General features: G+C 48.5%; 10 protein-coding genes. All 10 read left to right on the top strand.

Annotation, left to right across the window (positions count from 1 at the left end; all coding sequences use genetic code 11):
- The first annotated feature begins 350 nt into the window (after positions 1-350).
- The 10 genes from NSB25_RS15860 (at position 351) to NSB25_RS15815 (ending at position 16,431) form a co-directional block, all read left to right on the top strand.
- The gene (locus tag NSB25_RS15860) at positions 351-1,658 is read left to right on the top strand and encodes a flagellin N-terminal helical domain-containing protein (protein WP_103237727.1); all 1,308 of its coding nucleotides are present in this window, start codon (positions 351-353) and stop codon (positions 1,656-1,658) included.
- Positions 1,659-2,002: 344 nt separating this feature from the next.
- Positions 2,003-3,292: a flagellin N-terminal helical domain-containing protein gene (locus NSB25_RS15855; protein ID WP_103237655.1), complete on the top strand. Its 1,290-nt coding sequence runs from the start codon at positions 2,003-2,005 to the stop codon at positions 3,290-3,292.
- A gap of 352 nt (positions 3,293-3,644) precedes the next feature.
- Entirely contained in the window at positions 3,645-4,964 is a 1,320-nt protein-coding gene (locus tag NSB25_RS15850) for a flagellin N-terminal helical domain-containing protein (protein ID WP_103237726.1), read from the top strand.
- 356 nt (positions 4,965-5,320) lie between these two features.
- Positions 5,321-5,845, top strand: coding sequence for a Uma2 family endonuclease (locus NSB25_RS15845; RefSeq protein ID WP_242982241.1), 525 nt, complete (start codon positions 5,321-5,323; stop codon positions 5,843-5,845).
- Positions 5,846-5,967: 122 nt separating this feature from the next.
- Positions 5,968-8,244 carry a glycosyltransferase gene (locus NSB25_RS15840; protein ID WP_103237654.1) on the top strand — a complete coding sequence of 759 codons (2,277 nt, stop codon included), beginning with the start codon at positions 5,968-5,970 and terminating at the stop codon, positions 8,242-8,244.
- A gap of 100 nt (positions 8,245-8,344) precedes the next feature.
- Complete coding sequence (locus NSB25_RS15835; RefSeq protein WP_103237653.1) at positions 8,345-9,220, top strand: alpha-1,2-fucosyltransferase; 876 nt, start codon at positions 8,345-8,347, stop codon at positions 9,218-9,220.
- 100 nt (positions 9,221-9,320) lie between these two features.
- Positions 9,321-11,924 (top strand): hypothetical protein, encoded by a 2,604-nt coding sequence (locus NSB25_RS15830; protein WP_103237652.1) that lies wholly within the window; start codon positions 9,321-9,323, stop codon positions 11,922-11,924.
- 206 nt (positions 11,925-12,130) lie between these two features.
- The gene (locus tag NSB25_RS15825) at positions 12,131-13,462 is read left to right on the top strand and encodes a Gfo/Idh/MocA family oxidoreductase (protein WP_103237724.1); all 1,332 of its coding nucleotides are present in this window, start codon (positions 12,131-12,133) and stop codon (positions 13,460-13,462) included.
- Between the two features lie 411 nt (positions 13,463-13,873).
- Entirely contained in the window at positions 13,874-14,602 is a 729-nt protein-coding gene (locus NSB25_RS15820) for a glycerophosphodiester phosphodiesterase family protein (RefSeq protein WP_103237723.1), read from the top strand.
- 59 nt (positions 14,603-14,661) lie between these two features.
- Positions 14,662-16,431, top strand: a complete 1,770-nt coding sequence (locus tag NSB25_RS15815; protein ID WP_103237651.1) for an AAA family ATPase — start codon at positions 14,662-14,664, stop codon at positions 16,429-16,431.
- Positions 16,432-16,469 lie beyond the last annotated feature (38 nt).

Raw genomic sequence — 16,469 nt, 5'->3', positions numbered from 1 at the left:
ATAATAATAATCGGGCGGATAGAACTGAAAAATTTTTTTAAAGTATTAATATAACCAAAAGTTCAGCCGATATAAAGAATGAATGTGAGTCGGGTAATTTCCGGCTCACTGCAGAGACTTCAGAGCAATGCGCACGATTGTATAAAAGTCTCATTACGGCCAGGCTGAGGGACGGACGTGCGAACCGGACAGAGGCAGGCCAAAGTCAATACATCTCCGCAGGCAGGAGGTATTGACTCTCGCAGCATATATTAATGCCTGTATGTGTTTCAGGCATGAAAAGTAACATGCTGCACACAAAAAACCGCCGCAGGGAAGCGGCAATCCATTATTTCAAGGAGGAATTATCAATGGTAGTACAGCACAATTTAACAGCAATGAACTCTAACAGAATGTTAGGAATTACCACAGGCGCTCAGGCGAAGGCAACTGAGAAGCTGTCATCCGGATACAAGATCAACCGTGCGGCAGATGATGCAGCAGGACTGGCAATTTCCGAGAAGATGAGAAAGCAGATCAGAGGTCTGACTCAGGCATCTGCCAACGCTCAGGACGGCATCAGCGCAGTGCAGACTGCAGAAGGAGCCTTGACTGAAGTGCATGACATGCTTCAGAGAATGAATGAGCTGGCAGTAAAGGCAGCCAACGGAACCATGTCCGAGAGCGACCGCGCTGCAATCCAGAGTGAAGTTGATCAGCTGGTAACCGAAATTGACCGTGTATCCAACACCACGAAGTTCAATGAGACCTATCTGCTGAAGGGAAGCAACGGCGGAACTGCCGGAAAGCTCACCTATAAGCTGGCTACGGCTGCTATGAACTCGGCAGGAGTTGCTTCCGATATCAATTTTGATGCTAAGACTGGTACAGCAAGCAAGGCTATGACAAGTATGGCGCCTGTTGCTTTGGGAGCAGGGGCTCAATTGGGAGACCAGACTATTAGTTCTGCAATCAGTACAGTGACCAATGTTGCCGGGAAGACAATTACAATAGGCCAGACAACGTATGTATTTGTCTCCAATACCACTAAGGTAGATGGCGCGCCGGCTTCTCTCAGTAAGTTAAGCGTGAATGCAGCTGTGAAGGAGATCAATGATGCCGGAAACGACAACCTGAAAGCCTTCTCCAGTATGGATGCCATGATGGCTGAAATCAAGCACAAATACGGTGAGGATATCAAGACAGTTACCTCCTATACAGAAGGTTCTTCTGTGAAGCTGAAATTCGAAGCCTTTGCCGATGTAAATGATGCCATTGACCTGAGTCTGCATGTAGGAGCCGACTCTTCCGATGACAACAAGATCGCCATGAACATTGCACAGATGAGTGCGAGAGGACTGGGTGTGAACGGTCTGGATCTGAGCGGTGACAACGACAAGAAGGCAACTGCAGCTATCGACGTAATCGCAGATGCATTGCAGAAGGTATCTGATCAGAGAGCAACCCTTGGTGCCATCCAGAACAGACTGGAGCACACCATCGCCAACCTGGATAACGTTGTGGAGAATACCACTGCAGCAGAGAGCCAGATCCGCGATACAGATATGGCAACCCAGATGGTTACGTATTCCAACAACCAGATTCTGGCACAGGCTGGTCAGGCGATGCTGGCACAGTCCAACCAGAGCAATCAGGGCGTGCTGTCTCTGTTAGGCTAATTGTGACATTGCTGGTTAAAAGTACAGACCAGATGTCCCGAATGGGACTGAAGATACGGTGCAGGATTTATCCTGCACCGTATTTTAGTCTGAACAGGGGATAATATCAGCTGTAAAAAATGTATCAAACACCTAAAGTATTAAAAAAAGCGTCCGATATAGATATTAAGTGAAGTAGTGAACAGAAATTCTGTTCAGCTTACCGGGGATTTCGAAGCAATGCGCACGATTGTGTTCGAATCCCGTTATGATCTGACCCGCAGACGGACGTGCGAACCGGACGGGGGCAGATCCCAAACCGCCGCAGGGAAGCGGCAATCCATTATTTCAAGGAGGAATTATCAATGGTAGTACAGCACAATTTAACAGCAATGAACTCTAACAGAATGTTAGGAATTACCACAGGCGCTCAGGCGAAGGCAACTGAGAAGCTGTCATCCGGATACAAGATCAACCGTGCGGCAGATGATGCAGCAGGACTGGCAATTTCCGAGAAGATGAGAAAGCAGATCAGAGGTCTGACTCAGGCATCTGCCAACGCTCAGGATGGCATCAGCGCAGTGCAGACTGCAGAAGGTGCCTTGACTGAAGTACATGACATGCTTCAGAGAATGAACGAGCTGGCAGTAAAGGCAGCCAACGGAACCATGTCCGAGAGCGACCGCGCTGCAATCCAGAGCGAAGTTGATCAGCTGGTAACCGAAATTGACCGTGTATCCAACACCACGAAGTTCAACGAGACCTATCTGCTGAAGGGAAGCAACGGCGGAACTGCCGGAAAGCTCACCTATAAGCTGGCTACAGCTGCTATGACAGCTGCAAATTCAGGTATTACTTTTGATGCCAAGACAGGCACGGCAAGCAAAGCTATGGCTACGATATCCAATACAACCAAAGTAAGTACTTTGGCAACCAGTGCGACAGGTGCAGCCACAATTACCAAGATTGCCGGAAAGAGTGTTCAGATAGGAACAATTACCTATTATTTTGTTTCGAACACGACCAAAGATACAACAGCAGCTGCATCTGCTACAAAATTGAGTGTAAATGCTGCTGTTAAAGCTATCAATGAGAGCGGCAATAATACTATTAGAGCCTTCTCCAGCATGGATGCCATGATGGCAGAAATCAAGCACAAATACGGTGAGGATATCAAGACAGTTACCTCCTATACAGAAGGTTCCACTGTAAAGCTGAAATTCGAAGCCTTTGCCGATGTAAACGATGCTATCGACCTGAGCCTGCATGTGGGCGCTGATTCTTCCGATGACAACAAGATCGCCATGAACATTGCACAGATGAGTGCAAGGGGACTGGGTGTGAACGGTCTGGATCTGAGCGGTGACAATGACAAGAAGGCAACTGCAGCTATCGACGTAATCGCAGATGCGCTGCAGAAGGTATCTGATCAGAGAGCAACCCTTGGTGCCATCCAGAACAGACTGGAGCACACCATTGCCAACCTGGATAACGTTGTGGAGAATACTACCGCAGCAGAGAGCCAGATCCGCGATACAGATATGGCAACCCAGATGGTTACGTATTCCAACAACCAGATTCTGGCACAGGCTGGTCAGGCAATGCTGGCACAGTCCAACCAGAGCAATCAGGGCGTGCTGTCTCTGTTAGGCTAATTGTGACATTGCTGGTTAAAAGTATAAACCAGGATGCTCTGTATGGAGCGAAAGGATACGGTACAGGATTTTCCTGTACCGTATTTTCGTATTTTAGTCTGAACAGGAGATAATATCAGCTGTAAAAAATGTATCCAACACCTAAAGTATTAAAAAAAGCATCCGATATAGTTATTAAGTGAAGTGGTGAACAGAAATTCTGTTCAGCTTACCGGGGATTTTGAAGCAATGCGCACGATTGTGTTCGAATCCCGCTATGATCTGTTCTGCAGACGGACGTGCGAACCGGATGAGGGCAGAGCCCAAACCGCCGCAGGGAAGCGGCAATCCATTATTTCAAGGAGGAATTATCATGGTAGTACAGCATAATTTAACAGCAATGAACTCTAACAGAATGTTAGGAATCACTACAGGAGCCCAGGCGAAGGCAACTGAGAAGCTGTCATCCGGATACAAGATCAATCGTGCAGCAGATGATGCGGCAGGACTGGCAATTTCCGAGAAGATGAGAAAGCAGATCAGAGGTCTGACCCAGGCATCTGCCAATGCTCAGGATGGCATCAGCGCAGTGCAGACTGCAGAAGGTGCCTTGACTGAAGTACATGACATGCTTCAGAGAATGAACGAGCTGGCAGTAAAGGCAGCCAACGGAACCATGTCCGAGAGCGACCGCGCTGCAATCCAGAGCGAAGTTGATCAGCTGGTAACCGAAATTGACCGTGTATCCAACACCACGAAGTTCAACGAGACCTATCTGCTGAAGGGAAGCAACGGCGGAACTGCCGGAAAGCTCACCTATAAGCTGGCTACGGCTGCTATGAACTCGGCAGGAGTTACTTCAGATATCAACTTTAATGCCAAGACCGGTACAGCAAGCAAAGCAATGACTTCTGTGTCAAATCTGGCATTAAACGGTACTACTGTTCCCGGTGGCGGAACTTCCCAGATTGCATCACAGGTTAGTACAACTACAAGTATTTCCGGTAAAGCAATTAAGATCGGCCAGACAACATATCTCTTTGTTTCTAATACAACAAAGACAAATGCTGCAAGTACAGCCAGCAAGCTGAGTGTAAATGCTGCAGTTGAGAAGCTTAACGAAGCTGCCAACGTAACCGGCGGCGATTTGAAGGCCTTCTCCAGCATGGATGCCATGATGGCAGCCATTAAGCATGAGTATGGCGAGGATATTAAGACTGTTACCTCCTATACAGAAGGAACCCAGGTAAAACTGAAATTCGAAGCCTTTGCCGATGTAAACGATGCCATTGACCTGAGCCTGCATGTAGGAGCCGACTCTTCCGATGACAACAAGATCGCCATGAACATTGCACAGATGAGTGCGAGAGGGCTGGGCGTGAATGGTCTGGATGTAAGCGGTGACAATGACAAGAAGGCAACTGCAGCTATCGACGTAATTGCAGATGCGCTGCAGAAGGTATCTGATCAGAGAGCAACTCTCGGTGCCATCCAGAACAGACTGGAGCACACCATTGCCAACCTGGATAACGTTGTGGAGAATACCACCGCAGCAGAGAGCCAGATCCGCGATACAGATATGGCAACCCAGATGGTTACGTATTCCAACAACCAGATTCTGGCACAGGCTGGTCAGGCAATGCTGGCACAGTCCAACCAGAGCAATCAGGGCGTGCTGTCTCTGTTAGGTTAATTGTGAGTGTCCCGGATGGGACTGGAGATGCGGTGCAGGATTTATCCTGCACCGTATTTTTTCTTGACAAGTTGTAGGATATGCATTAAACTATTTACAGTTGGACGATAAATTCCGGTTAAAAAGTTCAAATTATCATTTCTAAGATTTAGATAGCGTTTCTGCTGAATTTCAGAGGAAGAGTTTTAAGTGAAAAGAAACAAAGAAAAGGGTTTCCTGAAAAGAGAAATTCTTTGCATTTGCATATTTACGTGAAATACGGTATGATAGAATGGCACAGCGCAGAGGGAAATCGCAGGGAAAGGCGACTGGCAAGACGAAGAAAGGAGTTCAGGATGGAGTTGCTGAGGCAAGGTATGTACACATCAGATGACTATTGGAATCTGCCGGAAGGCGAGAGGGCGGAATTGATAGACGGAGAATTTTTTAACATGGCTCCGCCTGATTATATTCATCAGAAGCTGACATTTCAGCTGTCGAGAACAATAGGAAATTATATTAAAAAAAATCAGGGAGAATGTGAGATTATTCCGGCTCCGTTTGCCGTGAATCTGAATGCGGATGACAGAAGATGGGTGGAGCCGGATATCAGTGTAATCTGCGATAAAAGTAAATTGACAGACCGCTGCTGCAATGGCGCACCGGATTTTGTCATAGAGGTGGTATCTCCGGGAAGCCGCAAAATGGATTATGGAACGAAAATGGTATTGTATATGGAGGCCGGAGTGAAGGAGTACTGGATTGTAGACCCGGTTAAAAAGTGTACTACGGTTTATCGGTTTGAGGAAGATGCGGCTCCGGTTATATTTCCTTTTGAACGGGATATTCTGGTTGGAATTTACGGTGATTTGAGTATTAATATAGCAGAGCTTACAAAATAGACTGGTTCAGATAGTCGTTCAAATAGTATGGGAAGAGACTTGCAGAATGCAGTGAAATGGCGATATAATAGATAAGAGCGTGGGAAGCGATAATCAGGCAGATACGGAGGAAAGCGACAACAATGAGCAAGAAAATTTTACTGACCATATCACTTTTGATTTCCAATCGTCCGGCTACTGTGCGGAAGTGTCTGGATTCCATAAAGCCTATACTGGAGCAGGTGCCGTCGGAACTGATTCTGACAGACACAGGCTGCGGTGAGCAGGTGCGGAGTATCATTGAGGAATATACAGATCATATCATTGACTTTGAGTGGTGCAATGACTTTTCCAAGGCGAGAAATGCAGGGCTGCGGCAGGCGAAGGGAAAGTGGTTCATGTTCCTGGACGATGACGAGTGGTTTGAGGACGTGACGGAGTTCATTGAATTTTTCAACTCCGGAGAATATAAGAAATACGGTCTGGGGGCTTATATTCAGAGGAACTATCTGGCGGATGGCAGCAATGTGTTCGCTGATTTGCCGGTGGGCAGAATGGTACGTCTTGAGCCGGATATTAAGTTTGTCTATTCTATTCATGAGAATTTTAACAGAGTGCCGGGAGAGGTGAAGAAATTTACGGCATACGTTCATCATTATGGGTATGCGTTTAAGTCAAGGGAGGACGCAAGAGCGCATTCCATGCGGAATGTGAGCCTGCTTTTGAAAGAGCACGAGAAATCGCCGCGAAATATGAAGCATACTTTGCAGCTGGCACAGGAGTATAATGCCATAGAACAGCCGGAGAAGTCTCTTGAAATGTCTCTGGACGGGATTTCCTGGTTCAAAAAGGGAAAGGTGGAGGAGGATTTTTGTCTGAATTCTCTTTTTTCCAATGAAATTGACTGCTATATTCAGCTGAAACGATATGATGATGCCATAGAGAGAGGCGAAAAGCATCTGGCGGAGGAAAAGCTGGATCCCCTGGTGCGCGCAGTGATATCCGGGGATTTAGCCATCGCATACATAGAAAAAAACGAATATGAGAAATGCATGGAACATGTCAGAATGTACTGGGATGTATGGCAGAAGTATCAGAAGAACCCGGACACTTATATTGAATATGTTACCATTATGACCAGCGAATGCTTTGAGCCCCGGAATCGCAGTGTGGTGCTGGGGAATGGCGTGCGGGCTGCTTCCCGCCTGGGGGAGGCTGTGACTGCCTGGGAATGGTTTCAGGCGTTGGAGTGGCAGGGGAATGCCATATTTATCAGTAATGAGATGATCCGGGCCATTGTGGGGCGGATTCCGGACGCCGGTGCGGAGGAGAGAACGTACTATATTAAGATGTGCAGTATAATTATGCGCCGCAAAGAACTGGAGCAGTACATGGTGGATACCATAAGGGAAGTCTGCGGGTGGTATGGAAATAATGTGAAGACAATAGCCAGTTTCGCAGGTGTGGAATCCGATCACTGGTTTTTTAAGCTGGCGGGAATTGTGAATGCCGCAGCCGAGACGGAGGAAAAAGAGTCAGAAGGGCAGGAGGAAGACAGCGCGGAGAGCGCTTTTGAAAAAGAGTACAGATACACTCCGGAGGAAGTGGAAAAGCTTGCCGGGGAAGTGTGGGAAAAAATGAATCAGAGTATGCCGCTGATGAAGGCCTGCGATATGCTGACAGCGGCAGAGAAGCTGGGAGTGGCCAGAAGCCGGATCCTGGAGCAGATTCCTTTTTATATATGGAATAACGAGGTCCTGAACTTCTATGGTGCAAGTGGAAGTGCGGATATCGAGTGGTGGAATGACCAGATTAGCGGGGCAATGGCGCCGGATTCTTTGAGAATGCTGGTGTGGAGGGCTTATTACAGTGCACACAGCACAAAGAAGACAGCTGATATAGGCATAGAGACAGGGGCAGGTTCCGTGAGCGGTGACGAGAATGCCATCATTGAGGACATAGAGAAGGGGCTTCGGGAATATGCGAATTGTCTGACCACATTGTGTGATCAGGTATACCGTCCGGAAACTATCGAAAAAATGCCGGATGTCCTTTCGGTGGAATGTCAGGCGGCATACCATATGAAAGATATGCTGGATGAGATAGACGCAGGCAGATATGATAAGGCGGTGGAGGCCATAAAAGCAATCAGAAAGCTGATGCCGGGACTGGACAGTGTGATGAAGCGTTATCTCACATGGCTGAACAGAGAGATGGAGAGACAGAAGCAGGAAGCCCAGCAGGCCGCGGGAGAGTTTCAGATACTGGCCAGGCAGATCAAAACGAAGATACGTGTATTGATTGACGCAGGACAGCGGGAGGCGGCTCTGGGGGTAGTGAATCAGCTTGAGCACATGCTGCCTGACGACGCAGAGATTCGGAGATGGAAGGAGCAGCTGACAGCGAAGCCGGTGCTATGAGATTCCGGGCCTGTGAAGTTATATTGGGAAAGTGAGTAACGGCTCAGTAACCTGTCTGAGCTGTTACAAGGATGAAAATAAGCAAGAGGTCGAATGGCAGATGAGAATACAGTTCCTCAACGGCGGCCTGGCCAATCAGGCATTTCAGTATATTTTTACCAGAGACTATGAGCTGTCACATCCGGGAGAAGTAATCTATATGGATGACTCCTACTTTGCGTTAAATACCGTACATAACGGTTATGAGCTGGAAAAAGTATTCGGAATCAGGCCGCATATGCTGAGCGAATGCTTTGACGCAGAGGTGTGGGAATTTATTCTGGAGGAGCGCCGAAGGGGCAAGAGTGTGCCCCAGATTCTGAATGAGAATGGCATTGAAATGTATATGATATCTGAGGTGGGGGATGGATACAGAACCTTCAATCCTTTTGACGGCAGAGTGGTCCAGACCCCTACGAATCAGTACTGTCCGGAGATTCAGGATATGCCGGATGATGTGTACTATCATGGATATTGGGTGAACGGAAAGTGGTTTGAGCGATACCGGGAAGTGCTTCTGAAGGATTTCACATTTCCGGAGATAAAAGATCAGGGCAACCGGGAGTATCTCCACCGGATTCAGAGTGTGAACTCGGTGTCGCTGCACATTCGCAGGGGGGATTATGTGACAGTGGGATGGGCTATGGATCCCAAATGGTATCGCTATTGTATTGATAAATTTAAGCTCACCATCCCGGGACAGTGGGAGCTGTTCGTTTTTTCCGATGATATCCCCTGGTGTAAGGAGCATGGAAATGACCTGGGATTCGGAAAGTTTAAAAATGTTACCTATGTGGAAGGAAATACACATGGAAGAAATTATATGGACATGCAGCTGATGAGCAAATGTAAGGCGATGATTATGTCCAACAGTGCATTTTGCTACCTGGCCTGGCTGCTGAATGTGGATAGAAAGTATTATATTGACATCAGGTAAGGGAGCGGCTGCCGGAAGTATGAAACAGCGGAATCTGGTTTTGGCTTGTTTGGAGAACAGCAGAATTCGGTAAAAATATAACAGGGAAAGCGAACGAAATATGAGAAGAGCACAGAAAAAGCAGGCGCAGGATTTCGCAAAGCTGCTTGCCCAGGCACATGATGAGATCAGGAAAGAAATCGGGAAGAAGAACAGGGCGGCGGCCATGGATTTGCTTGCCCAGTGCCAGGAGGGCGCCGTACAGCTGGGAAATCTGATTGAGAAGACAGAAGGAGAAGAGGCGGCGACGATTCCGCTTCTGGAGTCATACTGTGAGCTGGCTTATCGGATTTATGAAGAGATAAATGGCAGTGTGGATGAGGCCATAAACGAAAACAGGATTTATAAAAAGCTCCGCAAAGCGCTGCTGCAGATTGAGAACAGTATCAGAAATGATATAAAAGTAAGACTGGAAGTGGTATTTTTCCCTTATAAGGCCTCCATGTGGGACTCGCTGGAGAGCGTCTGGATGGCAGCCAATGGGGACCCGGACTGCGACGCCTATGTGGTGCCGATTCCCTATTATGATCGGAACAGGGATGGCTCGCTGGGAGTCTATCATTACGAAGGGGGAAGTCTGCCGGAATATGTGCCGATTGTCTATTATGAGAATTATCGTCTGGAGGAGCGCAGGCCGGATATCGCCTATATTCATAATCCCTATGACCAGGGAAATTATGTGACCAGCGTGGAGCCCGGGTTTTATTCCAGTGAGATAAAAAAATACGTTGATAAATTAGTATATATACCTTATTATACAACGACAGGCGGAATGTCCGAAGGCCAGGAGCAATGTATGGCTTATTACTATGCGGATTACATTGTCATCCAGTCGGCAAAGTATCGGAAATTTTTCGATTCGGATTTGCCTGACAGTAAATTTCTGGCATTGGGTTCCCCAAAGTTCGACAGAATTATCCGAATGTGTGCCAGTCCGGGCACACCGCCGGAGGACTGGAAGAAGAAAATGGACGGCAGGAAGGTCTGTTTTTACAATACCAGCATCAATGGCATGCTGGGAGATACTCCCAGGTTTCTGAAGAAAATGGCTTATATTTTCCGCTGCTTTCAGGGCAGGGAGGATGTCTGTCTGATGTGGCGGCCGCATCCGCTGCTGGAATCCACTTTTGATTCCCTGAGGCCGGAGTACAGGCCCCTTTACGATAAGCTGAAAAAGCTTTTCCTGGAACAGGACCTGGGCATTTATGATGAGACTCCTGACATTACCGAAACCATTTCTTATTGTGATGCCTATATCGGAGACAGTGCCACATCGGTGACCTCTCTGTTCGGCATGGCGGGGAAGCCGTTGTTTATCGTGAATAACAGCCTGGACAAGGCACCGGGGGCGGAAGACTGGAGGGGAGAAATTATCCGGGGATTTCGAACAGACGGGAAGGACCAGTGGATTATCACACAGGGGAACAAGCTGTATCATGCTCCGGGAAATGATTATCATTACAGATATTACTGTGATTTGTCCGCGTATGCCTCCGGAGGCTATTATTCCAGCACATGGGAAATCGGCGGAAAGGTGTATGTGTGTCCGGCCAATGCCCAGGAGATTCTGGTGGTCGCAGGAGGCAGGATAGAACGGAGAGTGCCGCTGGTGCGCTGCGTGGAGCAGGGCGGCGCTTTTGCGGGAGCATGGGGAATCGGACAGTACCTGTTCCTGATTCCCCTGCGCTATCCGGCCATTGTCAGATATGATACGGAAAAGGACAGGGTGGACTATATCAGAGGATACAATGATGTCTTCATACAAATTGTGGAGGAAAAACGGCGTGTGGGAGGGAGCTGTGTCTGGAATGGTTTCCTGATGCTTGCCTCACCGGCGGACAACCGCATTCTGGCCATAGAAGCCAGTACGGGAAAAGCGGGGCTGCTGACTGCCAATGTGCAGAATTATGAGGGGTGTGGGGGTATGATACCCGAGACTGGAGGAAGAGACTCAGAAAAAGACGCGGGAAGGATGAGGGGAAAGGATGCCGCTGTGGCGCAGTATATCTGGCTTCTGCCCTTTTCCGGGACTACAATTGTACGTTGGAATCCGGAGACCGGGGAGGCCCGGGAATACGGTGATATGCCGGCCGGTTTTCAGTGCAGGGAGCTGCCGAAGAGACTGGAGACCAGAGAGCGGCCGTTCTGTCAGGCTATGTTCAGAGAGAAAGAGGTGATTTTTTCACCTTACTGGGGGAATATGTTCCTCTGTCTGGATCGTGAGACCGGGGAGCTGCGGGAGTGGAAGCCGTTTTTCCCGGTGCTGGAAAAGGAAAAAAATGAATATTTCATTTTCAGCTGTCCGGGGTATTTTCTGCCGGGAGCTGCAGGCAGCTGGCCTGAACGCTGGTTTTCGGGATTCGACCGGAAATTGTACGATATTAATCCGGACACAGGAGAGTACCGGGAAGTGGAGATTGTGTTCGATGAGGAGGAATTAATGGCGCATGCGGATGGATTCTGTGAGGGGTCTGACTGGATGCAGTATGCGTGTGAGGAGAATGCCTTTCAGACCCTGGAGGATTTCCTGGACGGGAATCTGAAAGGAGCTTCCTTTGACAGGGAAAGACAGCTGAGGGCTTATGAGAAAATTGCCGCTAATAACGACGGGACCTGTGGGGAGAAGCTGCACAGATTTGTGTGTGAGAAAATCAGAGAACGATGACAGCGGAGGCAGGCATATAGCCGGAACCAGGAAGAGACAGGATGGCGGATATGACAGGTGAACAGATACAGACGAAGACAGATTGACAGACCGAGAAGGAGATCCGGACCGGGTCAGCCGGACGGACGTTCAGACAGGTGAACAGCCGACCGGGGACAGGCAGGGAAGAGGCAGATAAGCAGGAAGACAGGCAGGTGGAGATTAAGATGACAAAGGTGATAACATACGGGACATTTGATCTCTTTCATGAGGGACATTACAGGCTGCTGCAAAGAGCGAAGGCGCTGGGTGATTATCTGATTGTGGGAGTGACCACAGAGGCATACGACAAGGCCAGAGGAAAGCTGAATGTAATGGATTCGCTGGTAACCCGTATTGAAAATGTGAAAAAGACCGGGTTCGCAGATGAGATTATCATTGAGGAGACCCCGGGACAGAAATTCAATGATATCAAACGGATGAATATCGATATCTTTACTGTAGGTTCGGACTGGGTAGGATGCTTTGAGTATCTGAAGGATTATTGTCAGGTAGTTTATCTGGAACGGACAAAAAATATTTCCAGCACCATGCTGCGGGAGCAGAGCAGCCACATTCAGAGAATCGGAATCATCGGAACCGGAAGGATTGCAAATCGTTTTGTACCGGAGGCGAAGCATGTCAGCGGCGTCAATATCCAGGGCGTGTATAACCCCCGCAGAGAGAGTGCGGAACGATTTGCCGAAAAATGGGAGATAGATGCCTATGGGGAGCCGGAAAGCTTCTATGCGGCTGTGGATGTGGTGTATATTGCCTCCCCCCACGAGACACATTATGGTTATATAAAGGCGGCGCTGGAAGCAGGCAGGCATGTAATCTGCGAAAAGCCCATGGTCCTGCGGCGGGAGCAGGCGGAGGAGCTTTTTGCGCTGGCCAGGGAACGGAAATTGATTTTGATGGAGGCAATCAAGACGGCGTATTGTCCCGGATTTCAGAAATTATTGGGCGTTGCCTGCAGCGGGACCATCGGCAGTATCCGAAATGTGGAAGCCTGCTTTACAAAGCTGGAAAATCCGGAAAGCAGAGAGCTGACTGACAGAAAGTACGGGGGCAGCTTCACGGAGCTGGGAAGTTATTGTATGCTGCCGATTTTAAAGCTTTTGGGAAAAGAGTATAAGGATATTCGATTTGATTCTGTCAGAGGAGAAAACGGGCTGGACTTATTTACAAAAGTGTCTCTCACATATCCGACGGGCCTGGCGACCGCTACCTGCGGACTGGGAGTAAAGTCGGAAGGCCGGCTTTTGATTGCCGGGACGAAGGGATATATCGTGGCGGAAGCGCCCTGGTGGAAGACTTCTTATTTTGAAGTGCACTATGAGGATGCGGGAAAGGTGGAAAAGCATTCGGAGATATTTCTGGGAGACGGCCTGCGGTATGAAATAAGCGACTTTCTCTCCATACTGAAGGGAACGGACCAGAACAATTTCAAGCTGACCCGGGGGGAATCTGTCGCACTGGCGGGTATGATGGAGCGGTTTTTGGAGGAGAAATCCTGAAGGCAATTCTGAATGCTGCAGGCGTCAATCTGACAGATATCGACAAGCTGAAAGAATGAAGAGGGGAATTTCCGGGAATTATTTTATTGAAGTATCAGCCGGAATATGTTAATCTGAATACAGGTTGAGAGCACTGAAAGGCAACCGCTTCCATGGGAAGTAAGGTTGCTTTTTTGGTACGGCACCAATAGATAAGGCAAACCGCTTTACCGGCAGCACATTTCTGATCCAGGCAGCATTGTATTGTATGGCAGACAGCATTTTTCAGATTTGAATAATCTGTATGACAGACAGCAACTCCCGGGAAGACATAAGGATATCTCTCTGCAACCTTGCAAATGTGTTGTTTCGGCATACAGAAAGATGGAGCAGGAAAGTGGGGGAAGGCGGAACCCGGAAGAGGAGAAAATTATGAGAATTTGGGCACACAGAGGATGCAGTCAGGCATTTCCGGAGAACACATTGTTGGCTTTTGAAAAGGCGGCGGCACTGAAAAGCCTGGCGGGAATCGAGCTGGATATCCAGCTGACCAGAGATGGCGAAATTGTAGTATGTCACGACGAGAAAGTGGATCGGACCACAGACAGAATCGGCGAGATCAGGAGCTTTACACTGGCAGAGCTGAAAAAACTGAGGATAGATGCGGGGAACGGACAGACAGAGCAGATTCCCACCATGGAGGAAGTCCTGGACCTGCTGGAGCCCAGAATGCGGGAAGGACTGATGATTAACATAGAGCTGAAGAACAGTAATTTTGCTTATGAAGGAATGGAAGAGCAGATTATTGAGATGGTGCACAGAAGAGAGCTTCAGGACAGAATTGTATACTCGTCTTTTAGTGCGCTGTCCCTGGAGCATATCCGGGAAATAGACCCGAAAGCACGAATCGGCATACTGGACAGGAAGATTTCGGACTGTCTGTACAAGCTGAAAGGTGGATGCGGCGCCGACGATCTGCATCCGTACTGGCAGGGAATGGATCTTCCGGCCGGGCGATTCGAAGGCTACACGGTGAGGGCCTGGATGTCCGGCCATCTGTTCCCTGAGAAAGCAACGGGGAATAAGCTGGATATGGAGCCGCTGGAGCGCCAGGGAATCACGGATTTGATTTTAAATGAGCCGGAAGCATATATTCAGTGAAGTCCGCGGTGATGTGCAGACTGCAGTGATGCTCGATAAAGGGGAAGGGGAATTTCGATATGGGAGAAACGGTAAAACTGCCCATTGGAATTGAAAGCTTTGAGGAAATTCGGACGCGGGGGTTTTATTATGTAGATAAGACCGGACTAATCGGGGAACTTCTGGACAATTGGGGGAAGGTAAATCTCTTTACCCGTCCCAGGCGCTTTGGCAAGTCCCTGAATATGAACATGCTGAAATATTTCTTTGAATATGGCTGTGACAGTGCGCTGTTTGCAGGGCTGGAAATCAGCAGGGAGAAAAGGAAATGTGAGCAGTATATGGGAAAATTTCCCGTCATTTCGGTGACCTTGAAGGGTGTGAGTGCCGGAACGTATGGCACGGCCCGGAATATGCTGTGTTCTGTTATCGGAAACGAAGCCCTGCGGTTCCGGTTTCTGGCAGAGAGTGACAGGCTGGATGAAGAGGAAAAGGAGCGGTACAGGCAGCTTGTCACAATCGGCACAGGCGGAGAAGCGCAGTTTATCATGTCAGATGATGTGCTGATGGACAGTCTGCTGACGTTGTGCAGACTTTTACACCGGCATTACAGTCAGAAAGTGATTCTTCTGATTGACGAATATGATGTGCCGCTGGATAAGGCTCAACAGTACGGATACTATGATGAGATGGTGAGCCTGATTCGAAATCTGTTCAGCCAGTCACTGAAAAGCAACGCCAGTCTGGAATTTGCAGTGCTGACGGGCTGTCTGAGGATTGCCATGTCTTCCGCGGGAAGACATATGGAAAGTATTTTTTCAGGTTTGAACAATCTGAATGCGTTGTCGATTGTGAATATCAGGTTTGACGAATATTTTGGATTTACTGACAGGGAAGTCAGAGAAATGCTGAAATACTATGGACTGGAAGCGTATCATGAGACGGTCAGGACCTGGTATGACGGATATCAGTTCGGCAACGCGCAGGTGTATTGTCCCTGGGATGTGGTCAATTACTGCGCGGAATTGCGTTCTGACGGGCAAGCTTTTCCCAGGGCATTCTGGATGAACAGCAGTGAAAATGACATACTGCGGAAATTTCTGCAGGAGGCAAGGCCGGGGACGAGGCGGGAACTGGAAGATCTGGTGAACGGAGAGGGTGTCGTCAAAAGAATCAATCAGGAGCTGACCTATCGGGATTTATATGAGAATACCGATAACCTGTGGAGTGTACTCTTTTCCGCAGGGTATCTGACCCAAAGGGAACGGCTGGATACAGATACCTACCGCCTGGTGATCCCCAATCAGGAAATAAGACAGATTTTCATTGAAAAGATTCTGGAGTGGTTCCGGGAGGAGGCCGGGAAAGATATCCTGAAACTGAATGCCTTTTGTATGGCCCTTGCAAAAGGAGACGCGGAGACGGCAGAGAAGTACTTTTGCTCTTATCTGATGAAGACTATCAGCATTCGGGACACTGGTGTGTGGAAGAACAGGAAGGAAAACTTCTATTATGAGATTTTCCTGGGACTGCTGGGCCATCAGGAGGAATGGTACGTGAAGTCTAATGTGCAATCCGGCCCCAGAGGCATCCTTGCGGATACCTGGTACAGTGATATCCTGGTGGAAAGCGAGGAGGAGAGCCTGGGGATTGTAATTGTGGTGAGATATTCCGAGGAGGGTGATCCGGAGAACATGGAGAAACGCTGCGGGGAAGCTCTGGAGCAGATTGAGAGGATGGATTACGAAGACAGGCTGAGGGAGAACGGGATAGAGAAGATTCTGAAATACGGATTTGCCTGTCATCGGAAGAAGTGCCGGGTGAAGTGTGCAAAGAAGTTATTGACTTGATGAACAGTCAGAGGCTGTTGTGCTTTCCGACGGGGAGA

This window comes from Acetatifactor muris (genome assembly GCF_024623325.1).
In the GTDB taxonomy this organism is placed as follows: domain Bacteria; phylum Bacillota; class Clostridia; order Lachnospirales; family Lachnospiraceae; genus Acetatifactor; species Acetatifactor muris.
Note: the sequence above shows the minus strand (reverse complement) of the source record. Positions and strands in the feature narration are given on the sequence as shown.